This is a genomic window from Chryseobacterium sp. SIMBA_029, assembly GCF_046535275.1.
In the GTDB taxonomy this organism is placed as follows: domain Bacteria; phylum Bacteroidota; class Bacteroidia; order Flavobacteriales; family Weeksellaceae; genus Chryseobacterium.
Window position 1 is genome coordinate 91,372 of sequence record NZ_JAWRXA010000002.1, and the last position, 18,668, is coordinate 110,039.

Here is an 18,668-nt window from a genome sequence, read left to right on the forward strand (position 1 = left end):
TATTATTTAAACTTTATTTTTCTACTCTGTTTCTTACTTTAGTGTGATAGAACACGTTTGGTTTTGTTCCGATCTCCTCAAGTAAATAATATCTTCTGTTGCTAGAATATAAATCTCTAACTTCAGACTCTTTGTCATTCATATCTCCAAACGTCATTGCTCCGGTAGAACAAGCAGCAGCACAAGCACAAGAATTTTTGAATTCAGTATCTGTTACTTTTCTGTTGTCTCTCTTAGCAGCTAAGATTGTAGCCTGTGTTTCTTGGATACACATTGAACATTTCTCCATAACCCCTCTTGTTCTTACAACAACATCAGGGTTTAGTACCATTCTTCCTAAATCGTTATTTTGATTGAAATCAAATTTATCATTTAAGTTATAAGTAAACCAGTTGAAACGTCTTACTTTATATGGACAGTTGTTTGCACAATATCTTGTACCAATACATCTGTTATACGCCATGTGGTTCTGACCTTGCTTACCGTGTGATGTTGCCGCAACCGGACAAACAGTTTCACAAGGAGCGTGGTTACAGTGCTGACACATTACTGGCTGGAAGATTACATCAGGATTGTCTGCAGGGTTTTCTAAGGCTCCTTCAATACCTAGAACTTTACTTCCGTATAGTTCAGGAACAGCCATTCCCTCTTTTAATCCTTCATATACTTCCACTTTCTGTCTTGAAGAATAGTAACGGTCAATTCTTAACCAATACATATCTCTTGACATTCTGATCTCTTCTTTACCTACAACAGGAACGTTGTTTTCTGCCTGACAAGCAATAATACATGCTCCACAACCCGTACAAGAGTTCAAGTCGATAGACAAGTTAAAGTGAGGTCCGTCTGTATCATCAAAAGCGTCCCAAAGGTCGATTTTTCTTGCAGGAAGAGCTCCGCTGATGGTGTGATATTCTAAAGGCTTGTTCCATCCTTTGTGCTCATCATCAAAAGGAACGTTGATAAATTCTGCTAAAGGAACTTCTTTAGCGATTTCATAACGACCCATCAACGTGTTTTGAAGCTGGATACCAGCAAACTCATGATCTTCTCCTGTTTTTTCGATTTTCACACCAGACACTGTCAAGTTAGAACCATCAAATAAAGGATAAGCGTTTACTCCTGTATCAGCAGTTGCTCCTGAGTTCTTTTTACCATATCCAAGCGCAAGACCTACTGATCCTTCTGCTTGTCCTGGCTGAATAAATACAGGAACATCTTTTATTGTTACTCCGTTTACAGTAAGATTTACGATAGAACCGTCTAACTGCATTCTTGCATTAAGATCGTTTTCTATTTCAAATTTTTCTGCATCTTTCGGAGAAATAGTCAAGTAGTTATCCCAAGACATTCTTGTAAGAGGATCCGGTAATTCTTGCAACCAAGGGTTGTTTGATTGAGTACCATCTCCCATTGAAGTCTTAGTATACAATACCAATTCCAGTTCAGAAGCTTTAAAGTTTCCTAATTCAGCAACTGCCTGTGCAGCATTTCCTCCTGCATAAGACAACGTTGTTGCATTGTTGGAAGTAACGATACCGTTGTATAAAGCTTTATTGAAAGAAGTTGCTCCCAAAATAGAAGCAGCACTTCCTTTTAAATAATCGTAGTAGTTATTAGATGCGCTGTTTTTACCGTTTTTCCAAACCAATAAAGATTCTTCAATCTGTCTCGATTTGTAAATTTTCTGGATAGTAGGCTGCATTAATGTATAAATTCCAGTTTGAGGTTCAATATCTCCCCAAGACTCTAGCCAGTTAGCTACAGGAATTACAGCTTTCGCTGCTTTGTACATTTCATTTTTCTTGTCAGCAACAGCAACTACGCAAGCAACTTTAGATAAAGATTTTTTGAAATCTTCTCCTTTTGGATGAGAGTAAATTGGATCTACATTGTTGGTAATTAATACTCCAACCTGACCTGCATTTACCCATCCTAAGAATTCCTGGTATCTTGCTTTATCAAATTCTTTTAGGAAGTTCGCTTTACCAGTGAAAGCTACAGAACCTAATTTTTGGTTGATTAAGTGTGCCAAAACCTGAGCTCCTTTAGATCCGTCTGCTAAAACAACAGCTTTACTGTTTTTAGCTTTCAGCTCTTTTACGATCTCAGAAGCCGTTACGTCTGCAGGAGTTGTTCCTGTAACGATAGCATTATAAACTTCAACTAATGTTTTGTTTATCGCACTTGGCTTTAATCTGTATCTTGAGTCAGCATTCGCACCTGTGATAGACATGTTAGCTTCCACCTGAATGTGTCTCAACATGTTTGGTCCCGGTTTTCTTGCTGCTGCATAAGATGTTTCTAAGCTTGAAGCATTATAATCTCCTAAGAAATCTGCCTGGAAAGAAACAACTAGCTCAGTACCTTTAAGGTCGTAAACCGGTAATGCTCTTTGTCCGAAAACTTCCTGTGCTGCATCCAGAGAAGCAGAGTAAGGAATCGCATCATACGTTACTAATTCAGCAGTAGGATATTTTGCTTTAAATTCAGCGAATAACTTTTTGAAAGTAGGTGAAGCGAAAGAGTGCGATAAAAGCACAATTTTCTTACCTGCTGACTGAGCTTCTGCCAAACCTTTAAGAACGAAATCATCTACTTTGTCGAAAGTTTCGTCTTTACCGTCTAATTTAGGCTGTTTTACTTTATCATTATCATAAAGAGAAAGTACACTTGCCTGAGCTCTTGCGTTAGTTTTACCTAAATCTCCAGCTGACGGGTTCGGATCTATTTTGATAGGTCGTCCTTCACGGGTTTTTACTAAAACACTAGCAAAGTCAAAACCATCAAAATAGGTTGAAGCGTAATAATTTGGAACCCCCGGAATAATATCGTGTGGTTTTACCACGTAAGGGATCGTTTTAATTACCGGAGCCTCACACGCTGCTAATGTAACAGCAGCTGTTGAGAATCCTAATAATTTTAAGAAATCTCTTCTTGAAGTACTTGATCCGTTTTGTTCAGCATCTCCAAGGAAATCTTCTACCGGAATTTCTTCCTGAAACTCTTTCTGAGCCAGCTTATTGTTTAAAGCTGGATCTTTAAGTTCATGAATACTTCTAAATTGTATTTTATTTGAAGCCATTTATACTTCTAATTTTTAGTTATTAATAATGACATTTACCACACTCAAGACCTCCAATCGCATCTACAGTGATCTTACCGCCATCCTTAGGATATTGTTTTTTCAACTTTTCATGTAGATTTTTGAAGTATTCTTTATTATAACCGTTGTTCATATCAACTTCTGTAGTTCTATGACACTCGATACACCATCCCATAGTGAAGTCATTAGCCATCTGAACAACATTCATTGTGTCAATTTTTCCGTGACAAGCTTTACAAACAACATCAATTTTGTTATTTGGATTCTTCTTGTTGAAAGAGTTGATGATTGCCTGTTCTCCTGCTACTACGTGCTGAGAGTGATTAAAGTAAACGAAATCCGGCATGTTATGGATTCTTGTCCATTCTACTGGCTGCGTTTTACCTGTGTACTGCTGTTTTTCAGCATTCCAACCCGTCGCTGCATAAATCTTCTGGATTTCTCCATCATAGAATGCTTTGTCTTTTCCTGGCTCAATGTATTTACCGTTGTATTCAGAGATTGTTCTGTGACAGTTCATACAAACGTTCATAGAAGGGATCTCAGATACTTTACCGTATTTAGCACTTGAGTGACATAACTGACAATCGATTTTGTTTTCTCCAGCGTGGATTTTGTGAGAGAAGTAGATAGGTTGCTCAGGTTTGTACCCTTTGTAAACCCCGATCCACATGATCCAGTTCCAAACACCATAAGCAGCTAAAATTGCAAGAATAGTAAGCAATCCTTTACCAATGTAATGGTATTTTTCATAAATCTCGCTGAACGAACGAACTCGTGTTTCGTTAAGACCCACTAATTCTTCAGATTGGCCTAATTTCACTAATTGTCTTAGCTTAATTAAGATCCAAACTAATAAACCTGCAATAGCAATTAATGAAATAATCACAATGCTTGTAGTGGTTTTGTCTGCCGGTGCAGCTGTAGCCTCTCCAGCTGGAGCTGTCGTTGCCGTAGGTTCTGGTGCCGGTGCCGGAGGATTAGTTGTAAATGCTAAAATGTCGTCAATGTCCTTATCGGTAAGATTAGGAAACTGCAACATCTCAGTCTTATTAAATTTTTCGAAAATCTCATTGGCGTATTTATCCCCAGAAGCTCTTAGAGCTTTATTGTCTTTGATCCACTTGTGAAGCCAATCTTTGTCTACCCCGCCTTCTGTCTTCACTCGTTCTACAACCCCTTTCAAAGGTGGTCCTATTACTTGTTTGTCCAGCGCGTGACATGCAGTACAATTCGCTTTGAAAAGTTTCTCGCCGTTTTTAGGATCGCCGTCTTGCCCGTAAATTGAAGCACTGGTTGATAGCAATAATCCTATTGCAATCAACGTTTGTTTATAATGCTTTCTCCAACTAATCATTTAAATTATCTTATGTTAGTAAAATATTGAACATTCAATCAATCCCGCAAAAATAATATTTTTAACAGGAATTTAACGGTATATACAAAGGGGAAAATATCATTTACGTTTAATTTGTATTGATTCTAAATAACTCTGTTTGGTATAATTTTTTAATTTGTATAAATTTGCGGAAACAAGTTTAAATGAGAAATTTCATAAAAATATTTTCGATAGTATCATTATTTGGATTTTATAGTGTTGAAGCACAGCAGGTTGTTAAGAAAGATACACTTGCCGGAACCGAGCTTATTATGACTATGGACTCCAAAGTGAGTTCGGCTTTGGAGAGCATTGAAGACAAATGTTCGAGAGTGGCGGTGAATAATAATTCCACTCGGGACAGTGCAATTGACAATCCATATACTCCTTCCAAGCCCACTAAAATTTATGTTCCGAGCAGGGAACTCACTAATGCGGAGATTTGTAGAAAGAATCCTAGAATTTTAGGATACAAAATACAGATCACCACGGTGAAAAGTAATGAGGAAGCGAATGAAGTAAAGTCTTATTTCAGAAAGAGATTTCCTAATTTAAAGGTTGAAACTGACGCGTCACTAAGACCTAATTACAAAATTTTAGCGGGAAGCTATTTTACCAAGCAAAGTGCGGCATCAGATATTTCGAAAATAAAAGAATATTTCAAGTCTGCGATCCCTGTACAGTATAGAATTTTCTGTGCAGAAGCAAAGTAAATAACCTGATAAAAACATAAAAGGCTGAGAATTTTCTCAGCCTTTTTTTATTGGTAATAAGTATCTAGAAACCAGAAGAATTCTGACATTCTTATCATATTATTGATGAGTAAATAAACGAACAATATACTTATAGTAAGAGTTAGAAATGACAGTGTTTTTGGTGCTGACCGGTAGGCGTAAAAAAGCCATCCCAAAAGGAGTGGATACACAAAAATAAAATGTCCTCCATAGATGTAGGAAGTGTGTAATCCAAATCTCATAAAACAATGAATGAGGATATCTACAAAAAACGAAATGACGATAACCTGAACCAGCTTATTTTTGAAATTTTTTAAATAACTCCAACATAAAAGGATCAATATAATTCCGACAAAGATATAAGGTGCCAATGATGAATAGGTGTCCATAAAAAGTCCTTTATAAGCAAAACCTTTCATGTTATTCTTGTCACTGATGATAAAACTTGGAAATAAAATGTTTCCTCCAAAAAAGAAAGAATAGATCATATCCCAGATAGGGGTAGACTTTACATTTGAGAATTTCTCATATTGCTGGTTGGTCTTAGAAAATATAGTTTGATACTTAAAATCAATTCTGTTGAGATACAATAAAACATAACATATGCAGGCAATACACACTCTAAGTACTGCGCTCCCCAGCTTTTTCCAATTCTTAAAAAGGTTTTTTTCAAATAATACAGGTATAAATACTTTCACAATATTGGTGACCGTGAGACCGCCAATAGTGATTCCTGCTAATACCAATGCTGAAGCAGGAGTTTTTTCTTCTTTCCGGATTTTTATCGCTGCATAGTGGTTGTATAGAGTAAGTAAAAATAAGGTATATGTAAAGTTTTCAGGAGTAAATGACAGTATGATGTTTGTAGAAAAAATGCTGAAAAACAGAATGATCAGTAAGGTGATTGTTAAAGGTAATTGGATGATATTTTTTAGATATTTAAATATCTGTACCAAGCTTAAACTTATTGCTATATTACTAAACCATGCTAAGGTAAGTCTGAAGGTGGCGTTCATTTTCCCATCTGAAATAAACAGTGCAATGGCTCTTATCCAGTTGAAAAAATAATAGGAAAGGGGATGGCGTTCAAAGCTGCCACCAGTCATCACAATCGCTTTATTATCGAAGCTGAAATAGGCATCCCACGGAATCCTGCTGTCGAATATGATTCTGTAGTGAAGGGCAATATAAGAGCCTAAAATCCCATAACAAACTATGAAAAATAAGAAAACAGCCCATTCAATATAATTGCAGGGAAAGAGGAGTCTTAAAAAGTGAATGAATTTTATTTTAATAGCAGACACGGATCAAATTTTTGCAAAAGTAAAATAAAAAAACCACCAAATTTGGTGGTTTTACAATATTGTATATGTTATTATTGTTTAATTACTTTTTCCGTAGTGGAAGTACCGTCAGTAAATTCAATTTGAATCAGGTAAGTTCCTTTTGGAAGAGAAGAAATATCTGGTTTTGCAGCATCTGTTTTCATAACAGATTTTCCTGAAAAATCTAAAACAGCAGTTGTTTTTACTTTTTTGTCAGTTTTAATATTAACTTGTCCTTGGGTTGGATTAGGGTATATCGATAAATGTTTGGTAACACCTGCAACCTCAGAAGTAGCAAGTACTTGAGTAGACTTGAACATTCCACCAACGGTAGCTGATGTATTAAAGCCTCCTGAATAACATGTGCTTGCATTAAAGCATTTTACATCCAAATGCTGTACTCCTGTATCTAAAGCTGTCCATGTAGTTCCATTGTCGGTACTTTTCCAAGATCCTCCTGCTGAACTTGTTGCTATTAAAATGGTAGTTCCTGGAACGTATGTGACATCATTAATTTTGTTGCCTGCGGTAATTCCTGTAAAGGTAACAGCGGGCCATGTGGCTCCACCGTCAGTAGTTCTATAAAGAGTTAGTCCTGTAGGTAATCCTGTTCCGGAAAAAGTTTTTCTGAAAATCATTCCTGTATTAGCATCACTCCAAGCCATGTTTCCATTGATGGTAGCACTTCCAAAATCACTGATGATGGTATTTGTAGCCAAAGCTGTCCAGTTTAGACCTTTATCTGTTGATTTGAAAATTCTTCCTTTTCCAGTATAGAAGTACATGTTATTACCAACAGCATAGTAACCACTATTGTATCCATATTCACCTGCAAGAGGGTTGGGGATATTTGCGGCAGGAACTCTCGTCCAGGTTGTGCCCCCATTAGAAGTTGTATAAATCTCAAATTCACCGCTTTCAGGATCTCCACCGGCAACTCCATTATTGGCATCAAAAAAATGTACATAATTAGTCCATGATTGACCTGCGGTAGTTAACGAAAGCTGATTAGTCCAAGTTGCACCTCCATCTATTGTTTTCCATACACCACCAAGCCCGTCTGTTTGATCAAATGCTCCCACCCAAGCAGTTGTTGCGCTTACACCGGAAATGTTAGTGATGCTTAGGGCTGGATTGCCAATATTAATGGTTCCTGCAGTCCATGTTGTGCCTCCGTTTGTGGTTTTTGTAAATTCTTGAATGTTATTTGTGGTGTCGTTTCCGTCAATAGCAAACGCCCAAACAGTATTGGCATCATATACTTCCATTCCGCTTATTCCCCTTGAAGCGGTTGCGAAACCTGTATTTTGAGTACTCCAGAATTGAGAAAAAGCAGTAGAGCTCACTAATAATGCAGCGATAGAAAGTAGAATTTTTTTCATGGTAATTTTTTTTCTTAAAAGTAGTCAAAAAATACATAAACCATGATAAATATTCATTGTAAACTTAAAATTATTAATTATTTCTCATTACGAGCTGCATGAAAGCATGGAGCATCCCGTGGTGTCATCATATGTTCCGGGCCTTTTCACGGAGAATTCAGGATAGAGTTCTTTATAAGGATTCTCTAATGCTTTTATCAGTTTATCAAGCATTTCAGTTTTTCCAAGAGTAATTTCTTCGATACATTCATAAAGAAGATAGTTTCTCAGGGTAAATTTTGGATTTGCAGCATTCATTAATGCTAATGATTCCTCTTTTGAAATGGTATTTAGATGAAGTCTGGCTGTATATTTTTTGATGAAGTCCTCTAATTTTCTCAATTTTTCTTCATCTAAAAAGGAGTAGGAGGTATTTTCAAAAAGAGATTGTAGATTGCTTTCTGCTTCTAATTTTTCCAGCTGATTAAAAAATAAAGTATAATCGAAATGAAGTTCCTGCATTAAGGCCTGCCAGTTGGTGAAGAAATCTTCATCACTGTCCTGTAGATCATTAAATCCAAACTTTTTGCAAAGCATGGTATCATGAGCATTCCAGAAATAAGTACCATACTGGTTTAACGTGTCCTCTAAAAATTTCTCATCCTTAATTAAAGGGTGGAGTGCATTGGCGAGTTGCCAGAGATTCCATTGGGCAATCTGTCCCTGATTTCCGAATGCATATCTTCTTCCAGGCAGGTCGGTGGTGTTTGGGGTAAAGTTGAGTTCATATTCATCCATCATTGAGTAAGGACCATAATCTATTGTTAAGCCTAGAATAGACATATTATCGGTATTCATCACTCCGTGTACGAATCCTACTCTGAACCATTCCACCATTAAATCAGCTGTTCGTGTGCAGATGTTTTTAAAAAAATCTTTGTATTTTTCAACTCCTTCTGAAATAATCTCAGGAAAATAGTTTTCAATCGTAAAATCGGAAAGTTTTTGCAGTGTGTCGTATTCTCTTTGTGCAGACAGTAATTCAAAGTGGCCAAACCGGAGGAAACTTTCCGCAGTCCTTACCACAACGGCTCCCTTTTCTTCCTGAGGATTTCCATTGTACATGATGTCGCGGATAATATTTTCACCGGTAAAAGATAAGCTTAGTGCTCTTGTGGTTGGAACTCCCAGATGATACATTGCTTCGCTCATCAGGTATTCCCGAACGGATGATCTTAATACAGCTCTTCCATCAGCGTGCCTGGAGTAGGGTGTTGCTCCTGCACCCTTCCATTGGATTTCATTTTTTTTTCCAGAGTTATTGATGATCTCTCCCGCTACAATGGCTCTCCCGTCTCCCAGCTGTCCGGCCCAGTTCCCAAACTGATGTCCTGCGTAAGCTGTTGCATAGGTCTGAATGTTTTCAGGAAGATGATTTCCCACAAGGAAATCAAGGTTTTTTTCTTCAAATTTTCCCAATCCTATTTCTTCCGACAGGGCTTCGTTAAAAGCAATTAACTGCTGACCTGTAAAACCCACCGGGCTAATAGTGGTAAATAAGACTTTCGGAGTATTTCTCTGCATAGTATTGCCCGAGAAATCTCCTGGAAATATCTTGATAAAAGGCTGTCTGATCTTTTCAATATTCATTCTTCAAAGGTATTAATTATAAAAGAAAAGACCTTCCAAATAAATGAAAGGTCTTATGTATATCTAAAAGAGAATTTATTTATTGAAATCTACCTCATCTGCTGAGTGAAGGTTTTCATTGATATTTTCTTCTTTCTTTTCAGTACTCTTTTTAGGGTTAGGTTCTGAAGGTCTTGGGTTTTTAATCTCATCAATGGTCTGAAGACCACCATCATCTCCATATCCGCCACTTAAACCTTTTAGGCCTGAACATCCGTCTTTCCAGTCTGAAGGTTTGATGAATTTATCATCAGGGGTAATTCCTAAGGATTTATCAGCCCAAACTTTCTTCATGAAGATCGCCCAGATTGGTAATGCCATTTTCGCACCCTGTCCTTCACCGGTTCCAAAGAAGTGGGTGGCTCTGTCTTCCCAGCCTACCCAGGCTCCTGTAGCTAATTTAGGGGTAATTCCCATAAACCAACCGTCAGAGTTGTTCTGTGTGGTACCGGTTTTTGCAGCAATTTCTACTGCTTTTGAAATCCCCCTTCTTCCTAATTCTCCTGAAGCGGTTCCGTATTGTGCAACACCTTTCATTAATTCAATCATGGTATATGCATACAGCGGGTTCATCACTTCTTTCGGTTCTACATTTACTTCTTTAATTACTCTACCGTTGGCATCTTCAATTCTCCATACCATTTCTGGTTTGTTGTAGTTTCCGTAATTGGCAAAAGTACTGTAAGCACCTAGCATTTCGTAAATAGTAATATCTGATGAACCTAGTGCAATAGTATTGTTTCTAGGAATTTCTTCTGTAACACCCAGGTCTCTTGCTGTTTGAATTACAGCATCTACACCGGTCATTTCAATAAGTCTTGCTGCAATCGGGTTTTGAGAATGGGCTAAACCATCTTTTAAGGTAAGCATTCCTCCTCTTCCTGGAACATGCCATCCATTATGATCATAGGTCGCATTAGATACTGCTGAACAAGGAGTCATTCCTAATTTCATAATCGCTGTAGCATATACGAAAGGTTTGAAAGTTGATCCTACCTGTCTTTTACCTTGCTTAATATGGTCATATTGGAAATGCTGCCAGTCTATACCACCTACCCAGGCTTTGATTTCCCCACTTCCGGGAACCATTGACATTAAGCCTGCCTGTGCGATTTGTTTATGGTATCTGATAGAATCCCAAGGAGACATTTCTACTTCTTCCTCTCCAGCCCAAGTAAATCTAGATGTTTTGATAGGCTTTTTAAATTCCATCATAATGGAATCTTCCGGCATACCGTCTGCTTTCAACAGTTTATAACGCCCGGTTCTTTTCATGGCCTGAAGCATTACACTGCTGATCTGTTTATCATTCAGATAATAGAAAGGTCTGTTTTTTCTGCCTCTTTGTTCGGCATCAAATCTTTTTTGAAGGTCTGTTAAGTGCTCCTTAATTGATTCTTCTGCATACTTCTGCATTTTAGAATCAAGCGTAACATATATTTTTAGACCATCTTTATAAAGATTAAGTTTCTTACCGGTTTCTTTTTCGTAACCATCAAGATACTTATCGATTTCTTTTCTTAAATAAAATTTATAATAAGCAGAATATCCGTCAGTGATATTTTTTATAGGATGAAAATCAACAGTGATAGGAGTACTGATAGCCTTTTCATACGTAGCCTGATCAATATATCCTGTTTTCTGCATCTGGTCTAAAACCACATTTCGTCTTTCCTTTGCTTTATCAGGATTTCTATACGGATTGTTCTTTCTCGGGTTCTCAAGCATTGCTACAAATGTGGCTGCTTCCGGTAAAGTAAGTTCCGATGTTTTCTTGTTGAAATATATTTTAGAGGCCATTTCAACACCGTTTGCATTGAAAAGGAAATCAAATTTATTGAAATAAAGTGTGATGATTTCTTCTTTGGTATATCTCTTCTCTAAACTTACCGCAACTACCCATTCTTTCAGTTTCTGGAATGCTCTTTCCACTTTGTTTTGCGATGCATTTCCTGTGAAAAGAAGCTTGGCAAGCTGCTGGGTAATAGTAGAACCTCCACCTCGTCCACCTCCGTAGGCAACAGCTCTGGCTACAGATTGCAGGTCAATTCCCGAATGCTCTTTAAAACGCTCATCTTCTTTAGCCTGTAATGCATAAATAAGATAAGGAGGAAGATCTTTATAGAAAATAGGCTGGGTTTTTTCCTTTTCAAATTTGCCCAGAATGTTACCGTCTGAAGAAATAATCTCAGAAGCAACAAAAATGTCTGGGTTTTCAAGTTCTTTTACATCAGGCATTTCTCCTACAAAGCCTTGAGAGACTGCAAAGAAAATCCCTGAAATCCCTAAAACTACCGCAATGAGTCCAATCCAGATAAATCTAACCCATTTTTTCCATGAGGTATCTTTTTTCTTTTTGGGAGGAAGGGGGAACGTTTTTCCTTTGCTTCCTGCATTTTGTTTGTTTTCTTCCATTTATGGTTACGGTTTAGCCGTTTCTATTTTTACTCCGATATCCTCAATCCCTGGAAGGTTGTCATTTCTCATCGCTTGAATCAAGCCGATTTGATATTTACCTTTTTCCGGGAATTTATATTTCAGCCTGTATTGAAAAAGAGCTTCTTTCGTGTCACCAAAACCTGTACCAAGCCATTCTCCGTTTGGCTTTGCCAGTACATAATTCAAGGTATCTGTTTCTTTTTTCTTGTTTTGGAGATTGGTGAAATTCACAATGAATCTTATATTGCTGTAAGGGTAATTATTGTTATTTCTTACAACAAATATAATATTTTTAGGATTTTGCGGATCTGAAATTTCAAGATTAAATTTCTGTTCACTTTTCTTATTCCATTTGTTATCAACAGAATTCATGATGATATCTTCTCCTTTCGAAGAATTACAGCTAAAGAAAAGGATAAGGGTAAGAAATCCTAAAATTTTATGCATTATTATCTTTTTTTGGAGGGTATTTCTTTTTGAATTTTTTCTTGGCCGGATTTTGAGGTTTTTTTTCAGCATCGGGACTTGTTTCTGCCTTTTCCAACTGAGGTTTCGGCTGCTGCTGTGGTCTTGGCTGTCTTGGCTGGTTGTTGGAATTAGCATTTCCATTACCATTTGGCTTTTCAGGTCTTTCAGGACGTTCAGATTTTTCAGGTCTTTCGATTCTGTTTCTCTTTTGCCCCTGACCCTGACCTTGGCCTTGTCCGTTGTTAGGTCTGTTTTGATTTCTGTTTCCTTTGTTCTTCTTTTCAAAACGGTCTACATTATTCTCCTGAATAAGGTCAATACTTTGGAACGGGGTATCAGGCTGCTTCAAATCTTCCAACGGAAGAGATTTTTCACCTCTTTTGTTTTTTGCGATTAGCTTTTTAACCAATTCAATGTCAAAATCATACCATGCAACAGAGTTGTCGATGTATGCAAACCACATTTTTCTTTTGAAAACGTCTATTTTGATACAGAATGCCCTTCCTTTTTCAGTGTCTAACGTTGTAGAAGAAGAAGGGAAATTGCTTAATGTATCAAGATAACTGTCTAGTTCATAATTAAGACAGCATTTAAGCTTTCCACATTGTCCGGCTAGTTTTTGAGGATTGATACTCAATTGCTGATATCTGGCCACATTGGTGTTTACCGATCTGAAATCGGTAAGCCAGGTAGAACAGCACAGTTCTCTTCCACAAGATCCTATTCCGCCTACTTTTGCAGCTTCCTGTCTGAAACCGATCTGTTTCATGTCGATTTTAGTTCTGAAAGCACCTGCATAATCTTTGATCAGCTGTCTGAAGTCGATACGGTTGTCTGCTGTGTAATAAAAAGTGACTTTTGAGGCATCACCTTGATATTCAACATCAGTAACTTTCATTTCAAGACCGATTCTTTGGGCAATTTTTCTTGCCTCTATCTTTACGCTGTCTTCTTTTTTTCTTGCTTCCTGCCAAACTTCAAGATCTTTTTGATTGGCCTGTCTGTATATCTTTAGAATAGATTCTTCAGGAAATTTTTTCTTTTTCATCTGAATCTTTACTAATTCTCCGGTGAGGCTTACTACGCCTACATCGTGTCCCGGGCTAGATTCTACTGTTACTATACTACCTATATGTAAAGGGATATTATTTACATTTTTATAAAATGACTTTCTATCATTTTTGAATCTAACTTCCACTAAATCACACCTATTCTGGGCGGGATTATTAACGTCAGAAAGCCAGTCAAAAACACTTAATTTATAACTATTACCACAGGTATTTACACTTTCACAGCCATTCGCGGTTTTCTTGGGTCCGCAAGAATGTGCAGAATCGCCGGATGTTTTGCATCCACAACTCATATAATTTATTATTTATAATCTTGCAAATTTATGTAATTTTATCTTTATGCAATTCTAAAATACTCAAATATTCAATAACATCAATGTTTAACATTAAACAATAAATCTCTTAAGCATCTTATTGGTTATTAAATGTCTAAAAACTAACTGATTATAGTGAAATATTCTTAAAGTACTATTTTAAACATAATTTTCTTTTAGCATATTGTTTAAAATATTAAGATTTATTAACAGGTGTATTCAAAATAATTTTATATTTGGATTATATAATAACAGTCTATGAAAAAAATATTAGTATCAACTGCTTTATTGGCGGGTGTTCTATCTTACGCAGGTGGCTTCAGGGTTTCTCTGCAGGGGGTAAAACAATTGGCAATGGCGCATACTAGTGCTCATGCCGAAGATGCAAGTGTGGCGTTCTTTAACCCAGCGGGTATGTCATTCATTCCTTCCAAACTGAGTGTCGTAGCAGGAGGATTCGGCGCAAGTAACAAAGTTACTTTTCAGAACTTGAATACTTTACAGAGTACATCAACGGATAACCCTATTGGAACGCCTCTTTATGCAGCAATTGCATACAGACCGATAGAGAACTTGTCAGTTGGTTTTAGTTTTTCAACACCTTTCGGAAGTACCATTGAATATCCAAGCAATTGGGAGGGAAAAGAAATGGTTCAAAAACTGGAATTAAAAAGTTTCTATTTTCAGCCGATGGTTTCTGTAAAGCTGGCACCATGGATATCATTTGGTGCAAGTTATATCTACGCCAGAGGGCAAGTAAATTGGGATAAAGCGGTTACTCAGTTTGGAGGAGAGCTTAACCTTAAAGATAATAAAGCCACTGGTAGCGGTTATGGTTTTGGTTTCTATTTCAGACCGGATCCCAAGCTTGATGTAAGTATAGCTTACCGTTCTCCTGTAGATATGAAGGCTAAAAATGGGGTTGCAACATTCAATTTCCCATCACAGTCTATTTACACATTATTAGGATTAAATGCATCAACGGGTCAAGACAAATTTACAGCAACACTTCCGTTAGTAGAAGAATATACGGTTGGATTAACCTATAAAGTGACTCCAAAATGGTTAGTTTCAGCGGATTTCAATTATCATGGCTGGGAAAGATACAGCAAGCTGACGTTGGATTTTGCAACAGCTCCTGTTGGAAACCAGGCAGATCCTACTATTCTTGTTGCTCCTAAAAACTTCAGAAACTCAAAAACATTCAGATTAGGAACACAATATGCGTTCAGTGATATGATTTTTGGACGTTTGGGAGCTTACTATGATGAAGCACCTTATTCTAATAAAAACTTTATTGCTGAAACACCTTCTTTTAATACGTATGTAGTAACAGGAGGAGTAGGGTTCAAGTTTAAACAATTCGGGGTTGATATTGCAGGCGGTTACGCGATGCCTCAATCCAGAGATGTAGAGAATGATTACCTTGGTTTTTATGGACAGGCTAAGGCCACAGCGTTCTATTTTGGTCTAGGTTTATCCTATAATCCCTTTTAATTGAAAGACTATGAAAAAAATTATAATATCAACATTTGCCGTCTCCGCACTTCTTTTAACAACAGGTTGTAAAAATGATTTCGATACTGATGTGAAAGATATCGCAGTAACGAAAGGAGACGCAGATTTCTCTAAATATATTGCTTTAGGAAACTCACTGACTTCAGGGTATAGAGATGGAGCGCTTTACAGCAGCGGACAAAATGAATCTTATCCAAGCATGATTGCTATGCAAATGAGCCTGGCAGGAGGTGGAGCTTTTAAGCAGCCTTTAATGCCTAATGATGTGGGAGGATTTAACAATCTTCCTGGGTTTTCTGGAAAACTAACACTTCAATTGGTTAACGGATCTGTATCTCCGGTTCCAAGTGCTCCTGCTGCTGCATTGGATAATGTATCTGCTGGTGCCCCTTATCAGAATATGGGAGTGCCGGGTGCGAAATCATATCATTTGGTAGCAAATGGATATGGTAGCCAGGCTGGTCTTTTGACAGGAACTGCTAATCCTTACTTTGTGAGGTTTGCTTCTTCTGCTACTACCAGTGTTTTGGCAGATGCAATGGCTCAGAAGCCTACATTCTTCTCTCTTTGGATTGGAAATAATGATGTTTTATTGTATGCTACCAATGGAGGAACAAACTCTCAGACAGTAGGAGGAGTTACCACGTATACTACAGCTACGGTTCAGACAGGAAACACAAATCCTGCCACATATAAATCAAATGATATTTCAGATCCGAATGTAGTGGCAGCTTCTATTAAAGGAGTTCTGGATGGTCTTAAAAGTGTAGGAACAACAAAAGGAGTTATTGCAAATATCCCTTACGTTACTTCGGTTCCTTATTTTACGACAGTTCCTTACAATCCTTTGACGCCTACGACTTTGGGAGCTAATTTAGCAACCCTTAACGCAAGTTTATATGGTCCTTTAAAACAAGCGCTTACCGCTTTTGGTGCAGGAGATAGAATTAATCTGCTTTCTGCTACTACTTCAAACCCTGTTTTAATTAAAGATGTATCTCTTACGGATTTATCAGCTCAGCTTACTGCAGCGTTAACGCCATCTCTGGGATTACCGACAGCTACAGCTTTTGGGCAGATCTTTGGACAGGCAAGACAGTCAACTAAGGAAGATTATATTCTTCTTACTTCAAGTTCTGTGATTGGAACTACTGCACCTGGTGCACCAGCGCCGGTAAATGTGTACGGTGTTTCTTATCCATTACAAAACCAACATGTTTTAACAAAAACAGAAGCGGCTTACGTAAAAACAGCAATAGATGCCTATAATGGCTCTATAAGATCACTTGCTGATACTTATGGATTAGCCTTTGTAGATGCCAATGCTAAAATGGTTGATTTAAATGGTCAGTCAGGTATTTCATTTGACGGGGTAAAATACACGGCTAAATTTGTTACAGGAGGAGCATTCTCCCTGGATGGAGTACACCTTACAGGTAGAGGATATGCTATCGTTGCCAATGAATTTATTAAATCTATTAATGGTAAATATAAATCTACGCTACCACAGGTAAATCCTAATGGTTATTCGGGAGTAAAGTTCCCTTAATATGACAGATAAATAAAAAGTTAAAAACCACAAGAGCGTTTCTTGTGGTTTTTTTTTAAATTTGCAAATCTTTAAAAAGTAAAAATGGCCGATCAGTTAAGTTATCTATTTTCAACAAGGACTAGTAAGGACTTGGCAGAAAAAATTGCCCAGCATTATGGGCAGGAACTAGGGAAAATCAACTTTCAGGAGTTTAGTGACGGGGAATTTGAACCTGTTTTAGACGAATCTGTAAGAGGAGGTAGAGTGTTCCTAATTGGATCTACGTTCCCACCAGCAGACAATCTTTTAGAACTTCTTCTTATGATTGATGCTGCAAAAAGAGCTTCTGCGAAAAGCATTACTGTTGTACTTCCGTATTTTGGACTTGCAAGACAAGACAGAAAAGACAAACCAAGAGCGCCAATTGGTGCAAAATTGGTCGCAAACCTTTTAACTGCTGCTGGAGCAACAAGAATCATGACCATGGATCTGCACGCAGACCAAATCCAGGGATTCTTTGAAATTCCGGTAGATCATTTGTATGCATCCAGTATTTTCGTAGACTACATTAGAGCGCTGAACTTAGACAGTCTTACGATTGCTTCCCCGGACATGGGAGGAGCAAAAAGAGCAAAAAACTATGCAGGTCACCTTGGTGCTGATGTAGTAATTGCTTACAAAGAAAGAAAGAAAGCTAATGTGGTGGAAGAGATGTTCCTTATCGGGGATGTGGAAGGAAAAAACGTAATCCTTATTGATGACATGATCGATACTGCAGGAACACTTTGTAAAGCTGCGGACATCTTGATGGACAAGGGAGCAAAATCAGTAAGAGCGATGGCTACTCATGGGGTACTTTCTGGTAAAGCTTATGATAATATTGAAAACTCGAAATTGCTGGAAGTAATTGTAACTGACTCAATTCCTGTTAAAAATAATTTGTCAACTAAAATAAAAGTGCTATCTTGCGCCCCATTATTTGCGGACGTTATGAAGATGGTTCATGAGCATCAATCAATTAGCAGTAAGTTTGTTATTTAATTGATTATCAGAGTCTAGCGATTACTTATTAAAACAATTTTTTAAATTTTTATAAATGAAATCTATTACAATTCAAGGTGCAAAAAGAGAAAGCGTGGGCAAAAAGTCGACAAAAGCTTTACGTGATGCTGAATTAGTCCCTTGTGTTGTTTATGGAGGTACAGAACCATTAAACTTCTCTGCTACAGAGAAAGCTTTTAAAGGTTTGGTATATACTCCTGAAGCACACACGGTATCTATTGAAATTGACGGCCAGACAATCGCGGCTGTTCTTCAAGATATTCAGTTTCACCCAATTACAGACAAAATTCTTCATGCTGACTTCTATCAGTTATCTGCTGATAAGCCAGTTGTTATGGAGGTTCCTGTAAGACTTACAGGTCGTTCTAAAGGTGTTGTAGCTGGTGGTGTTTTACGTCAGTCTTTCAGAAAGTTAAAAGTAAGAGCAATCCCTGCTAATTTACCTGATGAGATCGTTGTAGATGTTACTCCGCTTAAAATTGGTAACAAACTTTATGTTGGAGGTATCAAAGCTAATGGCTTTTCATTCGTACACCCAGACAATGCAGTTGTTGTAGCTGTTAAGATGTCTAGAAATGCAATGAAAGGAGGTGCAGTAGCAGATGACGATGATGAAGAAGAAACTGTAGAAGCTGAAGGAACAGCTCCGGCAGAAGAAACTGCAGCTGAATAA

The 18,668-nt window shown here is 37.5% G+C and carries 13 protein-coding genes; 5 read left to right on the forward strand and 8 right to left on the reverse strand.

The window, feature by feature from the left end; all coding sequences use genetic code 11:
* Positions 1-13: 13 nt before the first annotated feature.
* Positions 14-3,085: a TAT-variant-translocated molybdopterin oxidoreductase gene (locus SB679_RS03690; RefSeq protein WP_410700866.1), complete on the reverse strand. Its 3,072-nt coding sequence runs from the start codon at positions 3,083-3,085 to the stop codon at positions 14-16.
* 22 nt (positions 3,086-3,107) lie between these two features.
* Entirely contained in the window at positions 3,108-4,463 is a 1,356-nt protein-coding gene (locus tag SB679_RS03695) for a c-type cytochrome (protein ID WP_410700867.1), read from the reverse strand.
* A gap of 185 nt (positions 4,464-4,648) precedes the next feature.
* On the opposite strand from SB679_RS03695, the gene SB679_RS03700 reads away from it, so the two are divergent.
* A complete protein-coding gene (locus tag SB679_RS03700; protein WP_410700868.1) occupies positions 4,649-5,197 on the forward strand; it encodes an SPOR domain-containing protein in 549 nt (182 codons plus the stop codon).
* Positions 5,198-5,244: 47 nt separating this feature from the next.
* On the opposite strand, the gene SB679_RS03705 is transcribed toward SB679_RS03700, so the two are convergent.
* From SB679_RS03705 to SB679_RS03730, 6 genes are all read right to left on the reverse strand, one after another.
* Positions 5,245-6,522 (reverse strand): DUF6080 domain-containing protein, encoded by a 1,278-nt coding sequence (locus SB679_RS03705; RefSeq protein ID WP_410700869.1) that lies wholly within the window; start codon positions 6,520-6,522, stop codon positions 5,245-5,247.
* Positions 6,523-6,593: 71 nt separating this feature from the next.
* Positions 6,594-7,925 (reverse strand): T9SS type A sorting domain-containing protein, encoded by a 1,332-nt coding sequence (locus SB679_RS03710; RefSeq protein WP_410700870.1) that lies wholly within the window; start codon positions 7,923-7,925, stop codon positions 6,594-6,596.
* Between the two features lie 87 nt (positions 7,926-8,012).
* Positions 8,013-9,554 carry a protein adenylyltransferase SelO gene (locus SB679_RS03715; protein WP_410700871.1) on the reverse strand — a complete coding sequence of 514 codons (1,542 nt, stop codon included), beginning with the start codon at positions 9,552-9,554 and terminating at the stop codon, positions 8,013-8,015.
* Positions 9,555-9,629: 75 nt separating this feature from the next.
* A complete protein-coding gene (locus SB679_RS03720) occupies positions 9,630-12,008 on the reverse strand; it encodes a transglycosylase domain-containing protein (RefSeq protein WP_410700872.1) in 2,379 nt (792 codons plus the stop codon).
* 6 nt (positions 12,009-12,014) lie between these two features.
* The gene (locus SB679_RS03725) at positions 12,015-12,479 is read right to left on the reverse strand and encodes a gliding motility lipoprotein GldH (RefSeq protein ID WP_034709799.1); all 465 of its coding nucleotides are present in this window, start codon (positions 12,477-12,479) and stop codon (positions 12,015-12,017) included.
* Positions 12,472-13,863, reverse strand: a complete 1,392-nt coding sequence (locus SB679_RS03730) for a stage 0 sporulation family protein (RefSeq protein WP_410700873.1) — start codon at positions 13,861-13,863, stop codon at positions 12,472-12,474. Before SB679_RS03730 ends, SB679_RS03725 begins: the two co-directional genes overlap by 8 nt.
* Positions 13,864-14,142: 279 nt before the next feature.
* Between SB679_RS03730 and SB679_RS03735 the strand changes: the two genes are divergently transcribed.
* From SB679_RS03735 to SB679_RS03750, 4 genes are all read left to right on the forward strand, one after another.
* Positions 14,143-15,381, forward strand: coding sequence for an OmpP1/FadL family transporter (locus SB679_RS03735; RefSeq protein ID WP_410700874.1), 1,239 nt, complete (start codon positions 14,143-14,145; stop codon positions 15,379-15,381).
* Between the two features lie 10 nt (positions 15,382-15,391).
* Positions 15,392-16,951, forward strand: a complete 1,560-nt coding sequence (locus tag SB679_RS03740; RefSeq protein WP_410700875.1) for a G-D-S-L family lipolytic protein — start codon at positions 15,392-15,394, stop codon at positions 16,949-16,951.
* A gap of 84 nt (positions 16,952-17,035) precedes the next feature.
* Entirely contained in the window at positions 17,036-17,974 is a 939-nt protein-coding gene (locus SB679_RS03745; protein ID WP_410700876.1) for a ribose-phosphate pyrophosphokinase, read from the forward strand.
* Between the two features lie 55 nt (positions 17,975-18,029).
* A complete protein-coding gene (locus tag SB679_RS03750) occupies positions 18,030-18,668 on the forward strand; it encodes a 50S ribosomal protein L25/general stress protein Ctc (protein ID WP_410700877.1) in 639 nt (212 codons plus the stop codon).